At 44.3% G+C, this 18,614-nt stretch carries 16 protein-coding genes; 11 read left to right on the top strand and 5 right to left on the bottom strand.

Annotation, left to right across the window (positions count from 1 at the left end; all coding sequences use genetic code 11):
* Positions 1-35: 35 nt before the first annotated feature.
* The 5 genes from EO92_RS08580 to EO92_RS08565 all read left to right on the top strand — a co-directional run bounded on the left by EO92_RS08580 (position 36) and on the right by EO92_RS08565 (position 4,059).
* Entirely contained in the window at positions 36-320 is a 285-nt protein-coding gene (locus EO92_RS08580) for a 50S ribosomal protein L37ae (RefSeq protein ID WP_048131910.1), read from the top strand.
* Positions 321-349: 29 nt separating this feature from the next.
* Positions 350-487 (top strand): DNA-directed RNA polymerase subunit P, encoded by a 138-nt coding sequence (locus EO92_RS17105; RefSeq protein ID WP_011021777.1) that lies wholly within the window; start codon positions 350-352, stop codon positions 485-487.
* Positions 488-492: 5 nt separating this feature from the next.
* A complete protein-coding gene (locus EO92_RS08575) occupies positions 493-966 on the top strand; it encodes an rRNA maturation protein (RefSeq protein ID WP_048170883.1) in 474 nt (157 codons plus the stop codon).
* Between the two features lie 243 nt (positions 967-1,209).
* Positions 1,210-1,458: a KEOPS complex subunit Pcc1 gene (locus EO92_RS08570; protein ID WP_048170881.1), complete on the top strand. Its 249-nt coding sequence runs from the start codon at positions 1,210-1,212 to the stop codon at positions 1,456-1,458.
* Positions 1,459-1,989: 531 nt separating this feature from the next.
* Positions 1,990-4,059: a CHASE4 domain-containing protein gene (locus EO92_RS08565; RefSeq protein ID WP_235283259.1), complete on the top strand. Its 2,070-nt coding sequence runs from the start codon at positions 1,990-1,992 to the stop codon at positions 4,057-4,059.
* 190 nt (positions 4,060-4,249) lie between these two features.
* Here EO92_RS08565 and EO92_RS18270 read toward each other — a convergent pair whose 3' ends face one another.
* Together EO92_RS18270 and EO92_RS08560 are read right to left on the bottom strand one after the other, a co-directional pair.
* On the bottom strand, positions 4,250-4,423 hold the full coding sequence (locus EO92_RS18270) for a hypothetical protein (protein WP_200894988.1): 174 nt from the start codon (positions 4,421-4,423) through the stop codon (positions 4,250-4,252).
* A 479-nt stretch (positions 4,424-4,902) separates the two neighbouring features.
* Complete coding sequence (locus EO92_RS08560; protein ID WP_048131902.1) at positions 4,903-5,298, bottom strand: Mov34/MPN/PAD-1 family protein; 396 nt, start codon at positions 5,296-5,298, stop codon at positions 4,903-4,905.
* A 326-nt stretch (positions 5,299-5,624) separates the two neighbouring features.
* On the opposite strand from EO92_RS08560, the gene EO92_RS08555 reads away from it, so the two are divergent.
* Both EO92_RS08555 and EO92_RS18265 read left to right on the top strand, forming a co-directional pair.
* Entirely contained in the window at positions 5,625-6,848 is a 1,224-nt protein-coding gene (locus EO92_RS08555) for an NADP-dependent malic enzyme (RefSeq protein ID WP_048170916.1), read from the top strand.
* Between the two features lie 109 nt (positions 6,849-6,957).
* Positions 6,958-7,113: a hypothetical protein gene (locus EO92_RS18265; protein WP_200896755.1), complete on the top strand. Its 156-nt coding sequence runs from the start codon at positions 6,958-6,960 to the stop codon at positions 7,111-7,113.
* A gap of 199 nt (positions 7,114-7,312) precedes the next feature.
* Here EO92_RS18265 and EO92_RS08550 read toward each other — a convergent pair whose 3' ends face one another.
* Positions 7,313-7,558, bottom strand: a complete 246-nt coding sequence (locus EO92_RS08550; protein WP_048140536.1) for a hypothetical protein — start codon at positions 7,556-7,558, stop codon at positions 7,313-7,315.
* Between the two features lie 200 nt (positions 7,559-7,758).
* Between EO92_RS08550 and EO92_RS08545 the strand changes: the two genes are divergently transcribed.
* The 4 genes from EO92_RS08545 (at position 7,759) to EO92_RS08530 (ending at position 12,885) form a co-directional block, all read left to right on the top strand.
* Entirely contained in the window at positions 7,759-8,448 is a 690-nt protein-coding gene (locus EO92_RS08545) for a class I SAM-dependent methyltransferase (RefSeq protein ID WP_048170877.1), read from the top strand.
* Between the two features lie 558 nt (positions 8,449-9,006).
* Complete coding sequence (gene iorA / locus EO92_RS08540) at positions 9,007-10,866, top strand: indolepyruvate ferredoxin oxidoreductase subunit alpha (protein WP_048170875.1); 1,860 nt, start codon at positions 9,007-9,009, stop codon at positions 10,864-10,866.
* Positions 10,863-11,585 carry an indolepyruvate oxidoreductase subunit beta gene (locus EO92_RS08535; protein ID WP_048170873.1) on the top strand — a complete coding sequence of 241 codons (723 nt, stop codon included), beginning with the start codon at positions 10,863-10,865 and terminating at the stop codon, positions 11,583-11,585. Before iorA ends, EO92_RS08535 begins: the two co-directional genes overlap by 4 nt.
* Positions 11,578-12,885 (top strand): phenylacetate--CoA ligase family protein, encoded by a 1,308-nt coding sequence (locus EO92_RS08530; RefSeq protein ID WP_048170871.1) that lies wholly within the window; start codon positions 11,578-11,580, stop codon positions 12,883-12,885. The genes EO92_RS08535 and EO92_RS08530 overlap by 8 nt, the downstream gene beginning before the upstream one ends.
* 68 nt (positions 12,886-12,953) lie before the next feature.
* On the opposite strand, the gene EO92_RS08525 is transcribed toward EO92_RS08530, so the two are convergent.
* Both EO92_RS08525 and EO92_RS18495 read right to left on the bottom strand, forming a co-directional pair.
* The gene (locus EO92_RS08525) at positions 12,954-14,081 is read right to left on the bottom strand and encodes a mechanosensitive ion channel family protein (RefSeq protein ID WP_048170869.1); all 1,128 of its coding nucleotides are present in this window, start codon (positions 14,079-14,081) and stop codon (positions 12,954-12,956) included.
* Positions 14,082-14,400: 319 nt separating this feature from the next.
* Entirely contained in the window at positions 14,401-18,129 is a 3,729-nt protein-coding gene (locus tag EO92_RS18495) for a fasciclin domain-containing protein (protein ID WP_235283258.1), read from the bottom strand.
* Positions 18,130-18,614: the final 485 nt, after the last annotated feature.

Genomic DNA, 18,614 nt, shown 5'->3' with positions numbered 1-18,614 from the left:
CACTTTGATTAAATACATTTTAAGGAGTTATAACGATGGCAAAAAAATTCACTAAGAAAGGAAGAATTTCCAGATCTGCAGGCAGGTTTGGTCCCAGGTACGGGAGAAAAGACCGAAAGCTTGTCGCAGACCTGGAAGAACGCATGCGAGCTCCGCATGTATGCTCCAAATGTGCCCGCCCTACAGTTAAAAGGATTGGGACCGGGATCTGGAAATGCAGCAAGTGCGGACACACCTTCGCTGGCGGGACCTATATCCCCTCCACAAGTGTTGGTCAGACCCTGCTGCGCACCATGAAGAACCTTGCTGAGGCAAAGTAAACAAACAATTTTCAGGGATGTGAGGTTGTATGGGTTATAAGTGCACTCGATGTAAACAGAAAGTGGAAATTGACTACGAGTACACAGGCATCAGGTGTCCGTATTGCGGACACAGGATCCTGGTTAAAGAGCGTCCTACAACCATCAAACGCATCAAGGCCGAGTAAGAAGTATGTTAGTTACTTCTTCTCGTAAACCTTCTGCAAAGACCCGGACGCTTTGCAAGCTTCTTTCACGCTTTATTGCTGGCAGGAGCATTTCCCGCGGCAAGATGGGCATGCAGGAACTTCTGGAGTTTGCAGAGGGTGGGCCTCTCATAGTTGTAGGAGAGTACCACGGAAATCCCGGGGAACTCGGCTTTTATGACGATGCAGGGAAGCTTCTTTTTTCCCTCAGGTTTTCGGACTGGTATTCTGAGGAAATCAATTCTTATTGGTTTCCAGATGTTGAACCGATGCTTGCAGGCCAGGGAGAGATTGCGGACGCATTTGAGTCTTTTTTCCATTTCAACAGGGTCGAAAGTGATAAGGTCGATCAGCTCCCTCCCCGCTCCACACTGATGGTAGCAGGAGAAAAAGAGGTCGATTTCATGGGCAGCGGGAAGTCCCTTTTTAAGCTTACTGTCAAAGGTTTCAAAAAGTACTGACCGGACACCCTTTTTCAACCCATTTTTCTGAGTTTTCTGGAATTTCAGGTTACTGAGGAATTTCAGGTTACTGAGGAATTTCAGTCTATTTTCAGGACTAAATTTTAAAATCAACTTTCCTGATTCCTTACCCGGATTTAAGAGTTCAGTTTTCAGAATAAACCTTTTAAAGATAAAGTTAGAATCCATAGCCAGTTTAAGAGTTGAGATTTTTAGACCCGGATTCTTTCCAGGAGGAGTTCTTTGAAACTTTCCGCAGAGTTTACATTTGAAACCGAAACTGTTGAAAAGATCTATCAGGCTGTCCTTCCAGAACTTAATGATAACTTCTCTGAAAGGTCAAGAATAGGACTGTCCCTTGAAGGTACAAATTGCCTTGTACTTACGGTTAAAGCCGACGATGCAGTTTCTCTGCGTTCTGCCCTGAACACCTGGTTCAGGCTTATCCAGATCGCTCAGGAAGTCCTTAAAGTCACATCTGAAGATAACTGAAGCGTAACTGCCAACCAGCGCTCAGTCGCCAGAATTGCATCTCTAGAGGACATATATTCGGATTTACCAGATAACAGGCACAAAAAGGGATAAGACAAGGAATATACCTTCAAAGACAAGGAATATACCTTCAAAGACAAGAAATATACTTACAACTGCTTTTTATGCTCCGGGTCCTCAAAATATGTGTGTAAATCATGGACACAAAATCTATGATTGAGGACAGTGTGGATTTTACATGTAATATAATTAAATTTTTATATATGTTTATTTAGATTCATTCAAATTTTTTATATATAATTAATAAGTTAAATTAGACTAATAAGTGTTACTATCTTATATATTTCTTTATAATGTATCCCTACTATTATATACTTCCCTCACCTTTTTAATGTATTTATTATATTGCTCTTTAGCTTTTCTTTATCTATAGTCTCTGGGGTGTCTGGAATAGATATTAGTAAAAAAATTTTTATAATAACAATTTTAATTTTTACAGTTCTTACTGTTACATTTACGTTTACCTACAATATGCAGCTTTCTAATTTTTTGGAGTTTGAACAGGCTAACACATTGAATAATGTTGAAAAGGTACAGAATGTGGTTTCTACCGAACAGAGTTATCTTGATAACATGGTTAAGGACTGGGCCTGCTGGGATGATACTTACCGTTTTATCGAAGATAGAAACCAGGATTATATAAATGCAGACCTTCAGAACGAGACTCTTGTAGAACTCAAAGTTAATGTGATGCTTTATGTGAATGATTCCGGGAAAGTGGTCTATGCAAAATCGGTAGACATTAATTCTGGAAAAGAAAGACCGGTCCCAGAAGAGCTTCTTAAACTGGTAGAAGAAGGTACCCTTCTCACAAAATCAGAAAACGACAATATAAGCACTTGTGTTTTGCTCGACGAAGACCCCATGTTTATTGCCTGCCATCCAATCCTTACGACAAAGTATCAGGGGCCTATGAAGGGCACTTTGATTTTCGGGAGGTACTTTGACAGTAAGCTTCTTGATTATTTCAATCAAACTACCTGCTCTTCCATTTTGATGTACAGAACTGATCAGGAGATTCCCCCTGAGATTCAAATGAAATATAAAAACTTTTCGGAGTATCCGGACAGGAATATTGTCGAACCCATCAGCAAAGAAAAAATAGCAGGTTATTTTGAGTTAAAGGACGTTTCAGGTCAGCCTGCCCTTATTATGAGAGCTGATTTCCCAAGAGAACTCTATTTAAATGGAAAAAAAGCCCTGAATTATATGTATTTTTTCCTTTTGCTAACCGGGCTTGTGACAGGAGCCGGAGTTAAATTTGCACTTGACAGTTTCTTCGTTTCGAGACTGATCGAGATTGACAATTTCGTTACAAAAGTCAGGTCGGAAAAAGATCTTTCCAAAAGATTGGTTCTCAAAGACAACGATGAACTCTATCGCCTCTCAAGAGAAATAAACGGGATGCTGAATGATATCGACCTGGCAGATCAGGAGTTAAAGGCACAGGAGCGGGAAAAGAAAGTCCTTCTTGATTCTTTAAACGAGCTGGTTATTTTCGTAAACCCTCAGCTTAATATCATCTGGGCAAATAAAGCTGCTCTTGAATATATGCATGTGGATCTTGAAAAAGCAACAGGAAAACGCCTTAAACCTATTCTGGGTATGAGCGGTCCCCTGGGTGAGCACCTGCAGCTTGAAGAGATCTTTGTATCAGGGAATAAGGAGTCAGGGGAATTTACTGAAGAGGACGGCAACTCCTGGTTTGTCCAGGCAATCCCGGTAACTGACGATAATGGCAAGATCATAGGCGTCCTGGAAACCTGCAGTGACATTACCGGAAGGAAAGCAGTAGAAAAACTTTATCAGGAAAAACAAATAGCAGAAATTGCAAACCATGCCAAGAGCGAGTTCCTGGCAAATATGAGCCATGAACTGAGAACTCCACTTAACTCAATCATAGGGTTCTCAGACCTGCTGTATGAACAGGTTTTCGGGGAGTTGAATGAAAAGCAGTTAAAGTATGCAGGCAATATTTCAAGGAGTGGGAAGCACCTTCTGAATCTGATCAATGATATTCTGGATATTTCTAAAGTAGAAGCCGGAAAACTGAAGCTTGATTATAATGAGTTTGAACTTGCTAATAAGCTCAACACGATAATAAGTCTCCTGTCTCCAATCGCATACCTGAAAAATATTCGAATTGAAATCGATATGGATAACAAGCTTACAAGCATCTGTGCGGATGAGGCCAGGTTTGCCCAGATAATGTACAACCTCGTTGATAATGCTATCAAGTTCTCCCATGAAAACAGCTCTGTAACAATAGGGGCAAAAATGAAAGGAGACAAGGTAGAAATAACGGTTAAAGATACCGGAATCGGTATTAAAGCTGAGGACCAGCACAAACTCTTCAAGCCCTTCAGCCAGATCGATTCATTTTCCTCCAAAAAATTCCCGGGGACGGGGCTTGGCCTTTCTTTAGTTAAGCAGATTGTAAACCTGCACGGAGGATATGTCTGGTTCAGGAGCAGTCCGGGCGAGGGGAGTACCTTTGCTTTCACAATTCCGATAAACGGCAATAAAAGTAAAGAAACGTAAAGGTAAAAAAGAAGATATAAAAAGGAAAGATTGAATGAGATTTAACTTAAAATTCATTTGATTCCGGCAAGCAGAAAATAGATTTTTTGCGCGTTCCGGTTTTTTGTCCAGCTGGAGGCTCGATCAATGTATTTTTACATTTTCAACCTCATTTAACAGAATTTTTTTCGTCCCCGATCTGTGATCCATTTTAATACCTTGCCGCTCCGGCTTTTTTCGAATTGGGACCTTTATTTGGCCTGAAAGCCCGCTCCGGGCATTTCTTGGAATCGGTTTTCCCGCGTACTTCAAATCCGAGGCTGAAACATTCGCCTTTTAGCTCATCAATAACCGTATAGAATCTGCAGTCTTGGCATGTAGGCATTAGGATTACTACCTCCAGATACGTGAAGGCTATCTGGTTCTTGAGTCCCAGATACGTTTCCTGAATACAACCTTTAAGCTAAAATCGCCTCCCTTTAAATGAAGGCACAAGGTGTATCCCATAAATAATGTGTATCTGTAAATAAAATGTTTTTGGTAGGGAACAAGGCAGAAGCAGACGGAGGCGGGAGATAATTGCTGCTTTCTCAGGTTTTATAGTGAAAAAATAGTAAAGGTTATTCCGGAGAATAAAGCAGAGATATTAGTTTGATGTTTTCCTGACATCTGTAACAATAATTTCTGCGTGTTGCAGGGATATCCAGTCATAAACTCTCAGCAGGAAACCCGTTAAATCTTTAGATTTAGCGGGTATTTAACATCAGGGGTATTTAACATCAGGGGTATTTAACATCAGGGGTATTTAACATCAGGGGTATTTAACATCAGGTTTTTTTATCGCGCCTTACTTCTGTTATCTTTTCAAAACTCTTCGTCCTCTTCGAATTCTACATCAAGGACAGGAAGTTCCCTTACATTTCCTTCCCTGTCATAACAGGTCCAGCTCTGCCTGTTGTAGGGACGGCCCACGATGATATGGAAGTTTCCGGTTTTTGAAAAGAGGTGTAAGTCGGCTTTTGAGGGATTGCGGTTGGGTCCGGGATGGCTGTGGACCGAGCCTGCAGCTTTTACATTCGGCATCATGTAAAGCCTGAGGACTGCATTTGAGTCGCTTGATTCGGTTCCAGGCAGGATAAGCACCTCGGTGATTATTCCGTCTTTCTCCTGCAAAAGCCCGGCAAACTCTTCCGGGGCCATTGACCTGCTAGCTTCAAGGATAAAATCAAGAGTATCACTGGCAATTCCTTTAATCTGCATACAGGGTAATTCTCCTGAAATGGTATATCTCTTTCTGGAGAGCGAGATCTGCAAACTGAGCAATCACTGGAAATAAAATATACAAAAATATCAGGTTCATTTTCCCCCATCGGGTTTATCTATTATTTCGATAAATCATTATGTAGCATTATATTTCTTACAGGCAGTTTTTCCGGAGGTTTCCTTCTCCGGACACAGGGTTTGCTATAGCACAGGGGGTTTTTGGAATAAAAGACGTTTATTCGGTTTTAGGCTTGGAAAGAGATCCGGAAGAAAATATGGGGAAGAACTCTGAAGGAGATTCTCAAAAGGGCTCCGGAAAGGGTATGGAAAAGGATAGTGACACTCACGCTTCATTATATCAGGAATCGCTTGCAATGCACAGGAGGCTGGGGGGTGTACTTGAGGTTGCAAGCAAGGTACGCCTCCGTACAATCCACGACCTCAGCATTGCCTATACGCCCGGAGTTGCTGAGCCGTGCCGGAAAATTAGTGAAAACCAGGGGCTTGTCTACCTTTACACCCTTAAGAAAAATACAGTTGCTGTTGTAACGGACGGGTCAGCAGTGCTCGGGCTTGGGAACATCGGGCCATATGCGGCTCTGCCGGTTATGGAAGGAAAGGCGATTATCTTCAAGGAATTTGCCGGCATAGACGCTTTTCCTATCTGCCTCGATACCCAGGACACCGAAGAGGTGATAAAAGCGGTAAAACACCTGGCTCCGGTTTTCGGAGGCATCAACCTGGAAGATATCAGTGCACCCCGCTGTTTTGAAATAGAAGCAAGGCTGCGGGAAGAGCTTGACCTTCCTGTTATCCATGACGACCAGCACGGGACAGCCATTGTCGTATTTGCCGGGCTCCTGAATGCCCTTAAAATTGTGAAAAAGGAGCTGGATGAGCTAAAAATCGTTATTTCAGGGCTAGGGGCTGCAGGAGTTGCAATTTTCAGGTTCCTGGTCCGGGCAGGCGCAGATCCTGCAAAAATTCTTGCCTGTGACAGCAAGGGGCTTGTGTACGAGGGGCGAGAAGAAGGCATGAACCATATAAAAGAGGAAATTGCAAAGCTTACAAACCCTGAAAAAATAAAAGGCGGTCTCAAAGAAGCTTTTCCATGGGCTGACCTCTTTATCGGGGTTTCAGTCGGAGGGATCGTGACCGAGGATATGGTCCGCTCGATGGCAAAAGATTCTATTGTAATGGCAATGGCAAACCCTGTTCCTGAAATCATGCCCGATGCTGCAAAGCGGGCGGGGGCAAGAATTGTTGCTACCGGCAGGTCGGATTTTCCAAACCAGCTCAATAATTGCCTGAGTTTCCCGGGGCTTTTCAAAGGGGCTCTTGGCACCTGTGCGAGGAGGATAACGCCTGAAATGGAAATGGCAGCAGCTTATGCCCTTGCAAATGTAGTGACCGTTGGTGAGCTTTCCGAAGACCACATTATACCGGACCCCCTTGAGAAGCATGTCGTGCCTGCGGTTGCAAAAGCCGTTGCTAATGCGTCATTTGAAAGTTGTGCTGCAAGAAAAAGCCTTGAAGATAGTGGCTGAAAGAGTCGAATTTTTCAGTTCGCAGACTAATCTTAAGAATTATTGTTTCAAAAGCAATTTTAACCTAAATTACATATTTTTTCTGTCAAGAATATAGAGGTGGTATGGAATGAATTGCAACAATTTGAAACAGGGTCAGGTTCTTATTTGTGAGAACTGTGGGCTCGAACTTAAGGTGGTAAATGAGTGCGGAGATGACCGCTGCGCTACAGGCTGTACCGGTGATATGGACTGTTGCGGAGAAACGATGAAATTGAAAGAATAAGCAGAATAAAATTGAAAGACTAAGCAGAATAAAATTGAAAGACTAAGCAGAATAAAATTGAAAGACTAAGCAGAATAAATTACCGGAGTATGAAAGGAACAAATCCGAAAGCAGCTGCATCAGGGGTAAATCCAAAATAGTCTTGAACAGGGCTTTTTTCCGGATTAAAGTGAAAAAAGAAAGTGTTAATTGGAGTTTATCAGGTCTTGTTCTTTTTAATCTCTTCCAGTATTTTCTTTTGAGTCTCTGCGATCTCTTTTAATGTTGCATTGATCTCTGTCATTATCTCTATCGTTTTTTGTGTCGTGTTTGTTTCTGGGGTTTCCACCAGGCATGTCTCAGTTTGTTCCACTTCTTCCCTTTGCAGTTCCCGCAGAACATCTCCCAATACGCCAAATTCACGGCTCTTGTCGGCGCTTGCCGCCTCTTCATCTTCGAGATACATGCTTCTAACAATGCTGCGAAATATAAATAGATTCTTTTTTGAGCTTTAGAGAGAACCTGCCTAAATGAGCTTTGAGATATTGAAAACAAATGTCGTACGGAATACAGGTCAATAATGAATTAATCATATGCCGTACAAAGACGTATGCAGTAAGAAGGAAAAGAAGAAACCGTCCTCGGTGCTAAAACCTGGTGAAAAAAATGAGCGAAATTCAACGAAAGTTTGATGCTATTTCAAAAAAGTATGATGAACAGAGAAGGAAGTTTATACCTTGCTTCGATGACTTTTATGGAGCCGCGGTATCCGTGGCTTCAGTAGATGCGAAAAATCCAGATATCCTGGACATAGGTGCCGGAACAGGACTTCTATCGGCTTTTCTGATGGAAAGATATCCAGATGCATCATTTACACTTATTGATATCTCGGTAAAGATGCTGGATATGGCAAAAGACAGGTTCAAAAATAACTCAAAAGTAAAATACATTACAGCAGATTATTCAAAGTACGATTTTTCGGAAAAATACGATCTGGTAGTGTCAGCCGTATCTATCCATCACCTGGAAGACAAAGAGAAAAAGGAGCTCTACAAAAAAAGCTACTCCATACTTAAAAAGAACGGGGTTTTTATTAACGCCGATCAGGTGCATGGAGAAACTCCTTTCATAGAAAACCTGAATAAGACAACCTGGAGACAGCATATCGAAAGCAGCGGCTTGCCCGAAGAAGAAATACTGGCTGGTTATGAAAGAGTTAAACTTGATAAGGATACAAGCCTGGGCCAGCAGATGGATTGGCTTAAAGAAGCGGGTTTCTGTGATGTTAGCTGTATATATAAGTACTATCAGTTTGCAGTGATGTTTGGGAGAAAACTGGGTAAAAATAATAGTTGAGGGTTCGATAAAACCAATCTATCATATGAAAAACAAATCTTCTTTTAATTTTCATAAGTGGGGTATATATACAACTGTTGTATTATATTACGTAGGTGGTGGGAAACTCTCGTATGTAATGGGATCTCTATAAATTGGATGAACATCTTTCATGATCCCCACCTCCTACAATTACTTTTCTGGAGTTCTTTTAGATTTTATTTTCAGTCGAATACTCCGCTAGCTTGCTGCGGGGTGCGCCAGCGCAACTTTAATTTTGTAGCCTTTTTGGTTTTGCTTATATGTAAACCAATAACCAACACACAACCTAATAAAACAAAAACTTTATATCCGTATTTTACGTACTTCTTCCCGCAGTGTTGTACATAGATGTGCGTCGTATTCCAATTACGTGAAAAGGCGACGAAATATTCAGATATATTTTCTCGAATTCTCAAAAACAATTTTTGTAGATTCTTTGAGAATTCAGGTTCGTTTTCAACCTCATTTTATTACTTTGAGGCTTGTCTAAATTTATCCAGTTCATTAAAGTATTCCTACGATCCGAGATGAGTTTATTTGACTGAAAAAAAACTGTTAATGGGTAATGAAGCCATTGCACTTGGAGCGATAGAAGCTGGCGTACAGGTAGTTACCGGGTATCCGGGAACTCCCTCGACCGAAGCTCTGGAGACAATTCTCCGGTATGCGGACAGGTGCGGGATTTATACCGAATGGTCGAGCAACGAGAAGGTTGCACTTGAAACGGCTGTAGGGGCGGCTTATTCCGGGGCAAATGTGCTTGTGACCATGAAACAGGTAGGGTTAAATGTAGCATCCGACCCCCTGATGAGCCTTACCTACATAGGGGTAAAAGGGGCTCTTGTCCTGCTTGTTGCCGATGACCCGGGGCCTCATTCCTCTCAGACTGAGCAGGATACCAGGGCTTTCGGGCATTTTGCAAATATCCCTGTCCTTGACCCTGCAAACCCGCAGGAAGCTTACGAGCTTACAAAACTGGCTTTTGAACTTTCGCATGAATTCGAAATTCCGGTCATCCTCAGGACTACCACACGGGTTTCTCACAGCTGCGGGGATGTTGAGCTCGCAGCCGCAGAACCTGCCCCGGTTGAAGCTTCCTGTGAAGGCTTTACAAAGGACAGGCGCTGGACGATTTTTCCAAGGCTTACTGCCGAGCGGCACCCCTGGCTTGAAAACGTACAGGTGCAGCTTTCCGAGCGCTTTTCAGGGCTTCCGTACAATTCCGTTTCGGGAAGCGGAAAAATCGGGATCATAGCCTCAGGGGTTTCAGCTCTCTACGTAAAGGAGGCTGTAAAGGGCTTTGAAGAGGTTTTCACCCTATTCAGGGTAGGGACAGTGTATCCTTTCCCTGAAAAGGCAGCCCTGTCCTTCTTAAAGGGCATCGAAAAACTGATCGTGGTCGAAGAACTTGACCCCTACCTTGAAGAACAGGCCCTCCAGCTTACCGGAAAGGCTCACCTGCCTGTTGATATCTATGGAAAAAAGAACGGCTTTTTCCCGGTGAGCGGAGAATACAATGTTGATATTGTTATTGACAGCGTCAATAAAGTGCTTGCAGCCCTTGGAGAAACTGCCAGCCTTTCCCATGCTTCCCCTGCGATTTTGAGAGGGGCGCTTCCGCCTCTGCCAGTCCGGGCTCCTACCCTCTGTGCGGGCTGCATGCACAGGACCGTTTTTTACGCATTCAAGCAGGCTGCAAAACAGCTTAAAAAGGACGCTCAGGTCGAGACTATTTTTTCCGGGGATATCGGCTGTTATACCCTTGGAAACGCATACCCTCTCAATATGGTTGACACCTGCCTCTGCATGGGGGCAGGGATGAGTATAGCAGGAGGGCTTTCCCGCACTAACCCGGAGGCAAAGCAGGTGGCTTTTATCGGGGATTCTACCTTCTTCCATTCAGGCATCCCTGCTGTGGTAAATGCTGTCTACAACGGAGCTGATGTTACCCTTGCAGTCCTTGACAACCGCACAACTGCCATGACAGGGCATCAGCCGCATCCCGGAATCGGAGTGACGGCCCTTGGAAGTCCCTCAAAAGCCATTGACATTGCCGGCGTGGTCCGGAGCTGTGGAGTTGAGTTTGTAAGGACCGTGGAAACAGGAAGCCTGGAAAACTGCGTGGAGGCTGCAAAGGAAGCCATGGAATTTAAGGGTCCTTCCGCGGTCGTGTTCAAAGGAAAATGTGTCGGGATTACAAAATCCTTTACACGCTTTGCAATTGATCCTGACAGCTGTACAGGCTGCGGGTTCTGCGTAAAGCAGCTCGGTTGTCCTGCTATTTTCCTCCCTACAGGAGAAGACAAGCCTCTCATCCAGGACAGCTGCAGCGGCTGCGGGCTCTGTGCGCAAATCTGTCCTTCAGGAGCCATAAGGGAAGACGGGGTGAAGAAATGAAGGACGAAGGAACTAAGGGTGAAGGAACTAAGGGTGAAGGAACTAAGGGTGAAGGAACTAAGGGTGAAGGAACTAAGGGTGAAGGAATGAAGTATGATATTCTGATTGCAGGCGTTGGAGGGCAGGGTGTCGTGCTTGCTTCCCGCATGCTTGCGCTTGCTGCAATGAAAGCTGGGTTCCGTGTGAGCACTGCCGAAACCATAGGCATGTCCCAGAGGGAAGGATCGGTAAGCAGCCATATCAGGATTGGAGATGAGATCCCGGGTTCCCTTATCCCTGCAGGGCAGGCAGACCTGCTTATAGGGCTTGAACCTGCAGAAACCGTAAGAAACCTGCCTTTCCTGAAAAAAGATGGGAAAATCATAGTGAACTCTCATGCTATACCCCCTGCATCAAAGCCCCCGGGAAGTCCTGAATATGATCCTGCAGCTTTGCTGGCCTTTCTGGAAGCCCATGTTCAGGGTATACTTTGCCTTGATTTTACACAGCTTGCAGAAGAAGCAGGCACATACAGGGCTGCAAATGTTGCAATGCTTGGAGCGGCTGCCGGCACAGGTATGCTGCCTTTTTCAAGAGAAATTATTCTGGCAGTACTTGAAACCGAAATTCCTGAAAAACACAGGGCTGTAAACAGGGCTGCGTTTGAAGGTGCGATCGAAAGAATTAAGCTAATCCCCGGGCAACCAGACGGGGAACAGAAGGTGAAGTTAAATGTATGAAGCATCCTTGGAGTCTGAGCTCGATCCGGATGTCCAGCTCTACCACCCCAAACTCTCGGAAGAAGATACCTTCGTAAAACTGAAGGGACTGCTTAAACGTGTGGTTGAAGGAAGCCCATTTTACCAGAAGAAGTTCAAGGAAGCAAACGTGGATATAGAGAATATCAGGTCTCTTGAAGACCTGAAACTCCTTCCTTTTACACACAAAGAGGAACTGAGGGATGCCTATCCCCTCGGGCTGCAGACAGTGCCCGATTCAGAGATTGTCAGGATCCATTCATCCTCCGGGACAACTGGCAAGCCTGTCATTATCCCCTATACTCGAAAAGATGTTGATGTCTGGGCAGAGCTGGTGATGCGCTGCTACATGCTGGCAGGCCTTACCAACCAGGACAGGATTCAGATTACACCCGGGTATGGGCTCTGGACCGCAGGGATAGGGTTCCAGCTCGGAGCTGAGCGCCTTGGAGCGATGGCAATACCCACAGGTCCGGGAAACACCGAAAAACAGCTTGAGATGCTTACGGACCTGAAGTCCACAGCCCTTGCAAGCACCTCTTCCTATGCGATTTTGCTTGCTGAAGAAATTGAAAAGCGCGGCTTAAAAGACCAGATCAACCTCAGGGTCGGGATTGTGGGTTCCGAACGCTGGAGCGAAAAGATGCGCAACAGGATTGAAACCGAACTCGGGATCGAGACCTTTGACATCTACGGGCTGACCGAAATCTACGGGCCGGGAATTGCCCTTGACTGCTCTTACCATGAGGGAATGCACTACTGGTCCGACTACCTGCTCTTTGAAATCATTGACCCGATAACGGGAGAACAGCTCCCAGAAGGTACTCTCGGGGAACTTGTAATTACCACCCTTGCAAAGGAAGGAGCACCTCTGATCCGCTACAGGACAAGGGACCTGACGCGCATAATCCCCGGGCTCTGTAAATGCGGCTGCCCTTTCCCCAGAATTGACCGGATCCTTGGAAGGTCTGATGACCGCATAAAGATCAAGGCAGTAAACATCTATCCCGGCCAGATCGAGGATATAATCCACAGGGTGCCCAGGGTCAGCAGTGAATACCAGATCCTTCTTACCCGCAAAAATGGCAGGGACAGTATGACCTTCAAAGTTGAAATTGAAGAGGCAGAAGACCCTGTAAAGAAAGAACAAACTGAAAAAGCCCTGAGAAAAGCGTTCAAGGACTTTATAGGGGTGAGCGTGGATATTGTGGGTGTTAAGCTCGGGGAACTTCCAAGAAGCATGAAAAAGACAAAAAGAGTAATCGATGAAAGGGAACTTTAAAATCCTTTCATCATTTAACCTACCTGTTTCATTACCTTTTATTTATTTCTCTTTTTTATTTTCCTTTTTTATTGACCTGTTTCATCGTCAATATCTGTTTTATCGTCAATATCAGTTAGCCTGCTCCTTGGAGCATATTCCATTTTAGTTCCTTTTGCTGGGGCGGATTTTTCAGGAGACTTTTCCTTCTGAATATCTGTCTTGTACACGATAGTCCTGTAAGGATACGGAATTTCGATACCTTCACTGTCAAAGCGCCTTTTAATTGCTTCCCTTATTTCACACCCTGAACTGTATGCATCGCTCCTGTCCTTAAACCAGACCAGCAGACGGAGATTTACGGAAAAATCCCCAAGCTCTGTTACGTATACTTTAACCTCTCCCCTTTCCCTGAAATCCGGGTCTACAGTATGGAGCACAGAAAGGTCCATGAATCCGTTTGCAAAGGTCTCGGGTTTCAGGAAACTGGGCTTTACAACGCTGTGCTTCATGGTCTGGGGAGGCATGACCAGAGGATGCTTTCGGGCTTCTTCAATCATGATTTTTTTTGCCAGGCTAATATCAGAATCATAACCGATTCCAACGTTTATTGGCCAGATAACTGCAGGGTCTTCTATTGTCCAGTTGATTACTGCCTCATTGCTGATTATTGAGTTAGGGATGATAAGGCGCCTGTTATCCCAGGTTATAATAACCGTATGCCTGAGGTTGAGGTCCGTAACCTTTCCGTATTCGTTCATAATATTCAGCCTGTCTCCAACCCTGAAAGGCTGAAAAAGAGCAAGGGAAATGCCTGCAATAATGTTGCTCAGTGTGCTCTGGGCTGCAAAACCGATTACGATACCGGCAAGCCCTGCCCCTGTAAAGAGGGCTACAGAGAGACTGCGCAGGTCAGGAATACTGAATATTATAATAATTAGACCTACAAAATAGATTGATGCAACCGTAACGTGCCTGAACATCCGGAAAGCCGTGGTGTCCATGCGCAGCTTGCCGCTTGCTTTTGTAAAGTAACTTTCCATAAGGTGGTTTACAGTCCTTGCGACAAGGATGGTGCCCATGCCTATGAAAATGATGAATAAGAGGGTACCGAAGTTAGCCGAGAACCAGGCGAATGATTGATCTAATATTCTGTCAAAATAGGACATATTTTCTGCAAAAGAAGGGGATGAATTTAGGGCTTCGGGGGTATCCATGCCCTCAACCTTTAGAAGGAAGCTTTATATAAATATTGACTAAAAAATACATGAACTGTAAGAGTGTAGTAAATAAAGTTCTGCAAAAAGGATTGAAGCAGTTGGAATGGTTAACAGGTCAGGTTGAGTAAGGGATACTAATTAAAACAAGAAAGTAAATTTGAGTAAAAAGAAGATTTGAGTAAAAAGAAGATTTGAGTAAAAAGAAGATTTGAGTAAAAAGAAGATTCCATAAATGGAAATCTCCTTCTTTTCTCTTTTAAGGACTGTTTTTTCTGGTTTTCATTGGGCTCTTACATTACCTTTCAGGGTGACCTCCTCAGGCATACAGATTTTCATCTCTCACAAAGACCCAGTAACCCTCATATGGTTCGATTTCAAGTTCATCTGTTCCAAGCTGGTTCTCGCCTAATGTCCCGTTGAAGTCATTGTAACCGACATACTGGTAGTAGCCTGTAGTGTTGTTGCCCGGTACCCAGGGACCCACAATTTTTGCATACGAGCTGTCAATGGTCGTGAATGCAACTTCCGCAGAGACAGTCTCGTTTACAGGTGAACCCAGTGCGTTCCAGCCCGGATAGGTCTGCAAGCTCGGTGGAGCAGTAACCAGCTTTTTCTCAACTGAAGCAAACTGTTCCGAAGCATTGAACTCGGTTCCGTTGGGAACATTGATCCAGTATCCTTTCAAAGGCTCAATATTTGAGACATCTTCGAAGAGTTTGGTTGAAGCGTTGTAGTAAATCAGGGAGGTATAGTTCACATCTGAAAGCAGATAATCAACGCTTGTATTGTTGGCTTCGAAAGGCATCGAGAAGAAGTACCAGTTTCCGGTCTGATTGTCAGCATTCTGGTCTCCATTTGTCTGGTTTTCATCCGTCTGGTTGCCGTTGGTCTGATCCCCATCTGTCTGGTCTCCATCAGAAGGAAGTCCGCTGTCCGGAGGGATGAGCACTTCATCGATTATACAGATAACTCCATTGTTTACAATGATTATCTGTGTGATAGTTACGTTTTGTATTGTGATATTGTCCCCTACCATATTGATTTGAAGTGCATTGCCCTGAATGTTAGTAACGGTATTCATGCTGGCAAGCTGTTCGCGAGTAAACTTCCCACTTATTACGTGGTAGGAGAGAACCTCCCTGAGCAGAGTTGTATTGCTCATGAGTTCATTACGGGTTGCTGCTGGCAGTTTATCGAAGGCTTCGTTACTCGGAATACAGACAGTATAAGGTCCTGTTTCGTTCAGGGTCTGTGTCAGGTTTGCGGCCTGCGTTGCATTTACAAATTCGGTTAATCTTGTCTGGTTCTGTGCCGCCTCTATGATGTTTTCTCTTGCTATCATTTCGGCAACCGTAATGTTAGCCACGTAGGTTGCGTTCTCGATTGCAGCTTCTCCACCCACTTCAGTTGTGTACCAGAAGCTGAGGTTGTCCCCATCACTTACCGGGTTCATTCCGAAGTCATTTTCAGCCGGCTCCCCATTTATGTAGACAAACCACATTTCCCCGGTTTGATTATTGTTATTTATGCCCCCTATGCTCTCAAGTGTGAACGACACACTGGTCATGTTGGTCACATTTTCGGTCATGTTCTGCATTAAAGACGCGTTAAAGTCGAGTCCTGTTGCATATAGAGCTCCGAAGTCTGTGAGATTGTTTATTGTATAATTCCGGGAAGCATTCTGCCTGAACTTGACGTTTCCTTCAGTCAGGTTTACAGTATCGTCATAGAGTACTGTCAGATTTAGTCCTGGCTCAGGCTCTGGCTCGGGTTCCGGCTCAGGTTCCATTCCTTCTTCTACAGCAACCATAATGTTAGCTACGTAGGTTGCATTTTCTATTGCGGCTTCTCCACCCACTTCAGTTGTGTACCAGAAACTGAGGTTGTCCCCGTCACTTACGTTATTCATGCCGAAGTCTCCTTCAGCAGGCATTCCGTTAATGTAAACGAACCACATCTCTCCGGTAGTGTTATTGTTTTCGACTCCTTCTATGCCCTCAAGCACAAATGACACATTGGTCATGTTGTCGGTCATATTCCCATCAGTTACGTTGTCGGTCATATTCCCGTCAGGCATGTTCTGCATTACGGACACGTTAAAGTCGAGTCCTGCTGCATTGAGAGCTCCGAAGTCTGTGAGATTTCCAATTGTATAGGTCTGGGTGTCGTTTTCCTGCATGAAGGTAAAGCTTCCTTCCGTCAGGTTTACTGTATCATTGTACAGCGTTGTAAGATTTAGTCCTGGCTCGGGTTCCGGCTCAGGTTCAGGCGGGATCAGTACAGCATCTATTACGTGTATTACTCCGTTGGTGGCATTTACATCCTGTACTATAATCTTTGCGTCTCCTACAAACACTCCTTCCTCAGTGACATTTACCGGGAGTTCGGTTCCCTGAAGGGTCGTAATGTTTGTCCTGTTAACAACATCTCCTGCCATCAGCCTCTCACCTGCAACGTGATAGAGGAGGACGTTTGTCAATGCGTTTGTGTCGTTAAGGAGAGCTTCGACTGTTCCGTTTGGAAGCGCGTTAAAAGCCGCATCAGTCGGAGCAAAGACTGTGTATGGTCCTTCTCCTTTCAGAGTGTCAGTAAGGTTTGCAGCCCCAATTGCTGCAAGAAGAGTCGTGAAGTTTCCAGCCTGAGTTGCGGTTTCGATAATATCTTTCTCCTCAGACGGAACCTCTCCTTCTTCTATAGCAACCGCAATGTTAGCCACGTAGGTTGCATTCTCGATTGCAGCTTCTCCACCCACTTCAGTTGTGTACCAGAAACTGAGGTTGTCCCCATCACTTACCGGGTTCATGCCGAAGTCTCCTTCAGCAGGCATTCCGTTGAGGTAGAGGAACCACATCTCTCCGGTAGTGTTATTGTTTTCGACTCCTTCTATGCCCTCAAGCACAAATGACACACTCATGTTGTCGGTCATATTCCCATCAGTTACGTTGTCGGTCATATTCCCGTCAGGCATGTTCTGCATTACGGACACGTTAAAGTCGAGTCCTGCTGCATTGAGAGCTCCGAAGTCTGTGAGATTTCCAATTGTATAGGTCTGGGTGTCGTTTTCCGGCATGAAGGTGAAGCTTCCTTCCGTCAGGTTTACTGTATCATTGTACAGCGTTGTAAGATTTAGTCCTGGCTCAGGTTCTGGCTCGGGTTCTGGCTCAGGTTCAGGCGGGATCAGTACAGCATCAATGACGTGTATTACTCCGTTGCTGGCATTTACATCCTGCACGATGATCCGGGCATCTCCTACAAACACTCCTTCCTCAGTGACATTGACCGGGAGTTCGCTTCCCTGAAGGGTCGTAATGTTGGTCCTGTTAACAACATCTGCTGCCATCAGCCTCTCACCTGCAACGTGATAGAGGAGGACGTTTGTCAATGCGTTTGTGTCGTTAAGGAGAGCTTCGACTGTTCCGTTTGGAAGCGCGTTAAAAGCCGCATCAGTCGGAGCAAAGACGGTGTATGGTCCTTCTCCTTTCAGAGTGTCAGTAAGGTTTGCAGCCCCAATTGCTGCAAGAAGAGTCGTGAAGTTACCGTCCTGAGTTGCAGTGTCAATTATGTCTGGAATCTGGGCTTCTGTTGAAATTCCAATCTTTACCAGATATTTTGCTTCTCCAAGGACCGGTTCTCCTCCTTCTTCAAGGGCGTACAGGAAGCTGACAGTGTCGCCTGCACTCACCGGGTTCATGCTTATGTCCGCAGTAGCCTGGACGCCATTTATTAAGATGAACCATTTCTCCTGGGTTTCATTGTTGTTCTGGTATCCTTCTATGCTTTCAAGTACGAAGGTCTTCTCGGGCATGTTCCCGTTCATTTCTCCGGCCATTTTCCCAAGGTCCGTTACCTTAAAATCAAGCCCCGTTGCGTAGAGTGCTCCCAGGTCTGTGAAGTTGGAGATCTCATGGCTTGCAGAGGCGTTATTGCTCGGCACAAAGGTAAAGTTGCCTTCTTTGAGGACAACCGTGTCGTTATAGAGTTCCATAGCTGGATTTTCTTCATCCTGTGCCGAACCGGTACAGGTAGCTGCACTTAATAAAAACAAAATAATTAAAGCATAGGCTAAACTGGTTAATTCCGATCTAATCCGAATTCCCCCCTATTTTTCCCTTCAGCAGACCCTACTTCTATTATACTCTAGTCTATTAGATCTGAACCCCGTTTTTGTCTGGCTGAAGTTTTATTTCGTGTGAATAGGTATAACTTCCAATCTTATATATCATACAAAGAGTATTTGTATTTTCTTATTAATATTATATTATAATGAATAACAGCATTTTTATAAAAATTATTTTAAATCTTATAATAATAAGAGTCCTTTAATCCATCATCTGAGTATTCAGTTTTTTACCTGATTTTTCCTGGGGGAAAACCTCTTTCTCATCCACATTGAGGTTTAAAACCCATATCTCTCCTTATTTGTCTTTTTCAGAAACAAGATACAACCCATATCTCAATAACAAATCTCAGTTTCAGGAAAAATCGAAAGAGGGATTTAATAATTATTATTTTTTATTTGTCTCTAAAAAA

Origin of the sequence: Methanosarcina sp. 2.H.A.1B.4, from assembly GCF_000979385.1 — an archaeon.
Taxonomy (GTDB): domain Archaea; phylum Halobacteriota; class Methanosarcinia; order Methanosarcinales; family Methanosarcinaceae; genus Methanosarcina.
Note: the sequence above shows the minus strand (reverse complement) of the source record. Positions and strands in the feature narration are given on the sequence as shown.